This is a genomic window from Bacillus sp. JJ1521, assembly GCF_036965165.1.
GTDB lineage: Bacteria > Bacillota > Bacilli > Bacillales > Bacillaceae_L > Ferdinandcohnia.
Window position 1 is genome coordinate 1 of the sequence record NZ_JBALOX010000120.1, and the last position, 7194, is coordinate 7194.

Here is a 7194-nt window from a genome sequence, read left to right on the forward strand (position 1 = left end):
CACTAATAATGGGTATATATAGAAGGACATAAATAAAAAAATCAAAGCTAATAATCCAAATAAAAAGAGCATGATATATTGAATATTCCCTTCCAAATTCCACATCACAAGAAGGTCACCTACTAATACAACCCCTATAAGAAATTGTAATAGCCCAATCATACTTGACTTTTTAAAATATTTTTTAAAATGACTAAAGAACACTTTTGCTAAAGATGGTTCTTTTCCTTCTAATAAGTCTTTAATCACCCCTAGCATGGCAGAGGTTGAAGCTGGGATTGTGAAAATAGGAAGCGAGGAAATAAGCCACAACAAGTTGATGAAACAAATATTTCCAATCACCCCCATTACTTTGAATAATTTTCCATCATAGGAAAACATCTTTTCCACCTCTTTCACAAAGGATGAACATTAACCAATATCATTGAAATTGAATCATTCTGAGATTAAAGTCCACCAAATCACTTAGCCTGTAATATTTGTTTTAGATTATAAATGGATTTCTCTGTACCTACTTTTGGATTATCTGTTCCTTCATATTCTACTGACAGCCATCCCATGTAATTAACACTTCTTAGCTCTTCTATGACATGATGAAGGTCTACACTACCCTCCCCCGCGACTGTTCCCGAAAATTTATCTCCGGACAGTGAACGGAATGCATGGCCCTCGTACTCTTTTCCCATATTAATAAAATCCTTAAAGTGGACATGAGAAACATATTTTTTTAGTACGGAAACGGCGTGCTTTGGATCTTCATCTACTAAAAGGAAGTTACCAGTATCAAGCGTGCTTCTTACATGAGTAGAGCCAACAGCTTCGATTAATTCTATAACCTGCTCACTTCTACCGGCGAAATAACCATGGTTTTCAATTGCAAGGATGATTCCTTTTTCTTCCGCATAACTTGCACTTTCTTTTAAACATTCAATTATCCAAGACTTTCCCTGTTCAAAGGAAATGTTTTCACTTAAATCCCCACTAAAAACTCGAACGACATTAGTGTTCAAGCTTTGGGCAATATCAATCCCTTTGTACACCTTTTGAATTTCAATATTTCGTTCTTCTTTGCTTGGCTTCACAAAATTATTTGAAATATCATAAGCACTTACCAGTAGGTTTTTTTCTGACAACAATCGCTTTACTACCGGAATTTCTTTCGCTTCATCCTTCCAGTACATATCTAAAAGTTCTACTCCATCCAAACCAATTGAAGAAGCATAATCAATAAACCCAAACACATCCAAATTTTCGTTAACTGTGTATTTATGTAAACTATACATACTCACACTTGTTTTCATTTTAATCACCTCATTCATTTATTAACTTATAAAAGAAGATGCAGCTCAAAACTGCATCTACCTTATGAAAACTAGTACATTTTATCCAAAACAGCTTTAGCTGTCTGCTCAATGGATTGAAAAGTTTGATTCTTATCCTTTAATGCAATAACAGTTGTTAAAATATCAAGTAAATGAAGTTGTGCAATCTTAGAAGCAAACGCTCCGCCTTGGAGTGGCGATTCCTTTGATGCAGCTAATAAAATGACGTCTGCATACTTAGTAATGGGTGAACGTGCATGATTTGTTAAACAAATGACAAATGCGTTATTTTCCTTAGCAATTCGAATTGCATCGACAACATCTTTTGTGCTTCCAGAGGTGGAGATGCCAAAAACGACGTCATCCTTTGTTGCAAGGGCCGCGTTCATTGCCATAACATGCGAATCAGATGAATGGATAACATTATAGCCGAAACGCATAAATCGGTGATTTGCGTCCATTGCAGTGATACCGGATGAACCAATGCCGAAGAAAAACAATCGATTGGCCGAGATAATTGTTGTGGCGGCTTTTTCGAGTGCGTGTGTTTGTAATAAGTTTAGCGTATTTTCAAGGGCATGTGTGTTTTGAGTTGTTATTTTTCGTGAAACTACTTCAAGTGTATCATTTTCTTCTATTTTTCCATGAACATGTTCTTCAGGACTTACAAGGTTTTGTGCAACAGCTAACTTAAACTCCTGATATCCACGAAAACCAAGCTTACGACAAAATCGAATAACGGTTGTCTCTCCCACCCCCGACTTTTCTGCAAGGTCTGTTACGGACGAATAGACAGCTTCTTCCGTATCCATCATTACGAAATCGGCTACTTTTTGTTCAGCTTTAGTTAGTGATTTATAAATACTTGTAATCATTAAAATTGGGTTCGATTTCGTCATTGTATTCAATTTCTACTCCTTCTTTCTTGGCTTACGTTTAAAAATTATAACATTGGTTCTTTTATGCATTTTTCGTAAATTAAAAATGAATTTCTGTACCTTTATTACTAGATTCATAAATTCCACATAAGATTTTCATCATCTCAACACCATCTTCTACAGGACTAACTGTTTCATTCCCAGTACGACAGCATTCAATAAAACAATCAATTTCCGATTGAAATGCCTTAACAAAATCAAATGACAAATTGTCGATTTGAGGATTCAGATTAACAATTGTATCGTACTTTTCAGAAACGATTAGAAGCTCAGGTTCAATTTCCGCTCCACCCTTTTCTCCAAATAATTTAACAGAGATTTCATCCTTTTTTGCATGAAGTGAAAAGCTAACATCGACAAATAATGATGCACCGTTCTCGAATCGAATAAGAGCGTTAGCAAGATCCTCTACTGTATTTTTTGTTACATCAAAATCTGATGCCTTATAGTAGGATAAGTTTTCCACATTTGATCTGTTTCCAAGTTTATGATAGGTGTTGCCACTTATGGATTTTACCTTTGGACGTCCCATTAGATACCAGCATATATCTATCATGTGAACACCTAAATCAATCAATGGTCCGCCACCAGAACGTTCCATGTCAGAAAACCAACCTCCAGGATTGCCTAATCTTCGAATACAAGAGGCCTTAGCATAATAAATATTACCTAATTCATCATTTTGAATAAATTTTTGGAGTATAGCAGTGTTGCTAGCATACCGTCGGACAAATCCCACTTGGAGTAGTTTACCAGTCTCCTTTACCGTTTTTTCAATTTCCAATGCCTCGTCAACAGTTTTACACAATGGCTTTTCTACCAGTACATTCTTGCCAGCCTTAAGTGCTGCAATACTTATTTCTGCATGACTGTTATTCCATGTACATATGCTGACTGCATCAATTTCAGGATTAGCTAAAAGTTCACGATAATCAGAGTAAGTAAATTCTGCACCATAGGTCTTTGCTTTTTGTTCTGCCCTTGTTCTATTAATGTCACAAACAGCAATTATTTTGACATGATTATTGTTGGCATACGAACTAAAATGAAGTTCTGAAATGCTTCCCGCACCGATAACTCCTACCCGAATTTCTCTCATTATATGACACTCCTTACCCTGTTTAATAAGACTTGAAGTTTATTAATTTGTAACTTCTACATCGATTCCATACACCCACGGCTGAATGGCCCATACAGTATCTTGCCCCGTGATGTAGTTCTGAAGCAATAAAATTGTACCCTGTACCATGAGCATCCTTCACATAAATCTCTTCAGCCCCCGCTTCAATTAACCCCTCAATTACTACATTAACTTCAGCAGTTAATAGCTTCCGAGCCTCTTCATATAATAATCCACCTTTTTTAAGCTGTTCAGGTAGTAAAATACCCGCGATTCCTTCCATGTCTACACTCACATAGATTTTCATAACTTTGCCTTCCTTACAAGTAAACTTCTTTTTGTTGTTTAGAAGATTCGTAGATTGAAAGGATTAAATCAACGGCCTTTCTCGCTTCCTCACCTGTTACCATTGGTTCTCGGTCTTCAATAATTGCTTTAGCCATATCTTCAATAAAATGATAATGGCCAATTGACCTTACTCCCTCAATATTTTCCTGTTCAATTTTAATCTCTTTCGTAATATCCCCTTTATCCTTGGTAATCCATTCCTGAATTCCATTGTCGTCAAATATAATCGTACCCTTTTCCCCATAAAGCTCAATCCGGGTACTCCTCTCTGGAAAAACGGAGGTGGTACCTTCAATTACTCCAAAAGCACCGTTCTTACATTCAAGAACAGAAACTGCAGTATCTTCTACCTCAATGTTTCTTGTTAAAGCAGCGGCTCTAGCAAACACTTTTGTAACACCACCTGTTAACCACACAAACAGGTCAATCCCGTGGACACCCTGATTCATTAATGCCCCGCCACCGTCCATTTCCCAAGTTCCACGCCACCCTGCGCTATCGTAATAAGCCTGGTCTCGATAATATTTTAAGTAGGCATCACAAAGTATTAACTTACCAATCTCATCATTAGTGATGGCCTCTTTTACTCTTTTTACTACGCTTGTGGCCCTTCGTTGGTATACGCATCCTAACTTTACCCCTTGTTCCCTACAGGACTGTATCATTTGGGTCATACGATCTACATTTATTTCGAGGGGCTTTTCACATAAAATATTTTTTTTAGCTATAGCTGCATCAATAGCGATTTGACCATGTGTCCCGCTTGGTGTGCAAATTGAAACGACATCGATATCTTCTATAGCGAGTAGATCTTTATAGTCGGTAACATAGGTGGAAATATTAAATGCTTCGGCAAATTTCCTAGCTGTCTCCAAATTCAAATCTGAAACCGCAACAAGTTCAGTATTTGGACATGCATTAATCGCCTCAGCATGTAACGGAGAAATCACACCACATCCGATAATTCCAAACCTAATCTTTTTTGTCATTTTATCCTCCTACTATACTTGAACTTGAATTTTATAGGTTTCAAGCTTTTTAGGATCTACTTCACATCCGATACCATATCCTGAAGGTAGTAAAATTGATCCCATCTCAATTTCTCCGCTGTTTTGAATCGGATCATCTGCAAGAAAAAACGGACCATTCAAATCCGATGGGAGATGGATTCCTAAATAATTAAACAAGTGGGCACTACTTGTTAGCCCTAATGAAGATTCTGTTAACCCGCCTCCGAGTAAACCAAGATTTGCTTCCTTAGCCAATTCCCCTGCTAATTTTGCCCCAGTGATTCCTCCCATTTTGGTGAGTTTTATTACTGCATAATCACAAGCTTCAAGTCGAATGGCTTGTAATACGTCACTTGGACTCCAAATACTTTCGTCTAAAGCTATCGGTAATGATGTTTTTCTTCTCAATTCTCTATGTCCAAGTAAATCATTTGCTTTTAAGGGCTGTTCAAAAACGTCAACACCGATTTTTTCCATTTTTTTCGCTGCTTTTATTGCTTCAGGAAGAGTATATCCTTGATTTGCATCAACTCTAAAAAAGAGAGATGGTGCTTCTGCCTTCACAGTTTCTAAAACTTCCATATCGAAACCAACATTGAAACCGATTTTCACATCAACTGCTTTATATCCATTCTCACTTGCATACTTAGCTTTTTTAGCAGCCTCTTCAAGATTTCTTGTACTTATTAGATAAGATAAATCTATATGTTTTTTTGACTTACCAAGCCAAACTTCAGATAACGATTTGTTAGAGCTTTTACCAATTAGGTCATAGAGAGCCATATCAACAGCCGCTTTACAAATAGGCTGACCTTTCGAGAATCCAGAGGAAATTTCCTTGTCAATCATTTCATGGATAGTGGAAAGGTCATCAGCTTTCTTACCAAGAATTACAGGTTTGATATATTTTTGAATGGTTGAAACAACGGTCTCAATTGTCTCATAACTCCATCTATGACTTGGTCTAGCCTCTCCCCAGCCCTCGAAGCCATCTTCAGATATGATTTTTACATAAACATGCGGTGCACCTTGATTACTATCTCCAACTGTCCCCCCTGAAATTTGAAAACTTTGTTTCATTGGCAATGACAAAGGAAAGACTTCAAGGTCCTTAATAATCATTTTTACCACCTCATAAATTCCTTAATTCAGCTTTTTTGATTCCCTCCACAAATCTTTTGGTAATTTCCTGCGGTCTTGTAATCGCAGATCCTACTACTACTGAATGCGCACCATTTTTAAAAGCCATAAGTGCCTCATCTGGAGTAGATATTCTACCTTCAGCGATAATAGGCACCTTACAGTTGGAGCTAAGATCATTGATGAGATTAAAGTCAGGCCCTTCAATTTGTGGACTATATGGCGTATATCCAGAGAGTGTAGTAGAGACTAGGTCACACCCCTCTTCCACAGCAGCTATACCTTCTGCAACTGTAGACACATCAGCCATAATGAGACTGGAACTATTTTTTCTTATAAACCAAACTAAATCTGCAAAAGTGACCCCGTTTGGTCGTTTTCTAAACGTTGCATCAAGTGTTATAACATCTGTACCAGACTCAATTAGCTCAGAAACTTCCTTTAATGTAGGTGTTATAAACACGTCACTTTCCGGATAATCTCTTTTAATAATTCCAATTGTGGGCAAACTGGTAGCTTTTTGAATGGCGATTATATCTTCCTTTCCATTAGCCCTTATCGCAACGGCCCCACCCATTTTTGCAGCAAGACCCATTTTGGCCATGTACATTGAGCCATGTAACGGCTCATCCTCTAAAGCCTGACACGAAACAATTAATTGTTGGTATATTAAGTTCAAAAACTCTTGTTTTTTCATCGTTTCCCCTCTTTTTTATCGCACCAATATACTGAAAGATTAATCCACCATCAAAATACAAGAAAGGATTTTTTCTTCACACTACTCCAAAAAAATTGTCGTGCAGGTCAATTACTGAAATATTGGATACGATTAGAATAATTCATCATTAGAATGGTAAACAGTTTTCTATTATCCTTTAACGGCACTACTATAGGCTCCTTTAATAAAGTAATTTTGAAAAGCCACAAACACAATTAGTATCGGAATTAATGCAATTATTGCACCTGCAGATACAAGTCGCGTATCCGTTACGAACGTTCCTTTTAAGTCATATAGGCCAACTGTTAACGGATATGTGTTTGGATCTTGTAAAACAAGTAGTGGCCATAAGAAATTATTCCAAGAACCAATGAAACTTAAAATAGCTAATGTTGCTAGCATCGGCTTTACCATTGGGATCATGATATACCACCATATTTGCCAAGGCTTTGCACCATCAATAATGGCGGATTCGTCAATTTCCTTAGGGATTCCCATAAATGCCTGCCTCATCAAAAAGATACCAAATGCCGTAACTGCACTAGGCAAGATAACTCCAGAAAAAGACCCGATTAGATGGAGTTTTTCTAGAATTAAA

Annotated in this window: 9 protein-coding genes; all 9 read right to left on the reverse strand. The window is 37.1% G+C overall.

Annotation, left to right across the window (positions count from 1 at the left end):
* A partial coding sequence (locus V7147_RS16250) for a DUF624 domain-containing protein (protein WP_335368878.1) occupies positions 1 to 381 on the reverse strand: 381 nt, incomplete at its 3' end.
* Between the two features lie 80 nt (positions 382 to 461).
* Complete coding sequence (locus V7147_RS16255; protein WP_335368879.1) at positions 462 to 1301, reverse strand: sugar phosphate isomerase/epimerase family protein; 840 nt, start codon at positions 1299 to 1301, stop codon at positions 462 to 464.
* A gap of 71 nt (positions 1302 to 1372) precedes the next feature.
* Complete coding sequence (locus V7147_RS16260; RefSeq protein WP_335368910.1) at positions 1373 to 2221, reverse strand: MurR/RpiR family transcriptional regulator; 849 nt, start codon at positions 2219 to 2221, stop codon at positions 1373 to 1375.
* 79 nt (positions 2222 to 2300) lie between these two features.
* Positions 2301 to 3359 carry a Gfo/Idh/MocA family protein gene (locus V7147_RS16265; RefSeq protein ID WP_335368880.1) on the reverse strand — a complete coding sequence of 353 codons (1059 nt, stop codon included), beginning with the start codon at positions 3357 to 3359 and terminating at the stop codon, positions 2301 to 2303.
* A 22-nt stretch (positions 3360 to 3381) separates the two neighbouring features.
* Positions 3382 to 3687: a M55 family metallopeptidase gene (locus V7147_RS16270; RefSeq protein ID WP_335368881.1), complete on the reverse strand. Its 306-nt coding sequence runs from the start codon at positions 3685 to 3687 to the stop codon at positions 3382 to 3384.
* 13 nt (positions 3688 to 3700) lie between these two features.
* Positions 3701 to 4717 carry a Gfo/Idh/MocA family protein gene (locus tag V7147_RS16275; RefSeq protein WP_335368882.1) on the reverse strand — a complete coding sequence of 339 codons (1017 nt, stop codon included), beginning with the start codon at positions 4715 to 4717 and terminating at the stop codon, positions 3701 to 3703.
* 12 nt (positions 4718 to 4729) lie between these two features.
* Positions 4730 to 5860 carry a mandelate racemase/muconate lactonizing enzyme family protein gene (locus V7147_RS16280; RefSeq protein WP_335368883.1) on the reverse strand — a complete coding sequence of 377 codons (1131 nt, stop codon included), beginning with the start codon at positions 5858 to 5860 and terminating at the stop codon, positions 4730 to 4732.
* A 10-nt stretch (positions 5861 to 5870) separates the two neighbouring features.
* Positions 5871 to 6575, reverse strand: a complete 705-nt coding sequence (locus V7147_RS16285) for an N-acetylmannosamine-6-phosphate 2-epimerase (RefSeq protein WP_335368884.1) — start codon at positions 6573 to 6575, stop codon at positions 5871 to 5873.
* Between the two features lie 171 nt (positions 6576 to 6746).
* A partial coding sequence (locus V7147_RS16290) for a carbohydrate ABC transporter permease (protein ID WP_335368885.1) occupies positions 6747 to 7194 on the reverse strand: 448 nt, incomplete at its 5' end.

Coding starts and splice junctions, on each gene's coding strand:
- V7147_RS16270 (WP_335368881.1), bottom strand. CDS start 3,687: ATGAAAATCTATGTGAGTGTAGACATGGAAGGAATCGCGGGTATTTTA.
- V7147_RS16255 (WP_335368879.1), bottom strand. CDS start 1,301: ATGAAAACAAGTGTGAGTATGTATAGTTTACATAAATACACAGTTAAC.
- V7147_RS16260 (WP_335368910.1), bottom strand. CDS start 2,221: ATGACGAAATCGAACCCAATTTTAATGATTACAAGTATTTATAAATCA.
- V7147_RS16285 (WP_335368884.1), bottom strand. CDS start 6,575: ATGAAAAAACAAGAGTTTTTGAACTTAATATACCAACAATTAATTGTT.
- V7147_RS16275 (WP_335368882.1), bottom strand. CDS start 4,717: ATGACAAAAAAGATTAGGTTTGGAATTATCGGATGTGGTGTGATTTCT.
- V7147_RS16265 (WP_335368880.1), bottom strand. CDS start 3,359: ATGAGAGAAATTCGGGTAGGAGTTATCGGTGCGGGAAGCATTTCAGAA.
- V7147_RS16280 (WP_335368883.1), bottom strand. CDS start 5,860: ATGATTATTAAGGACCTTGAAGTCTTTCCTTTGTCATTGCCAATGAAA.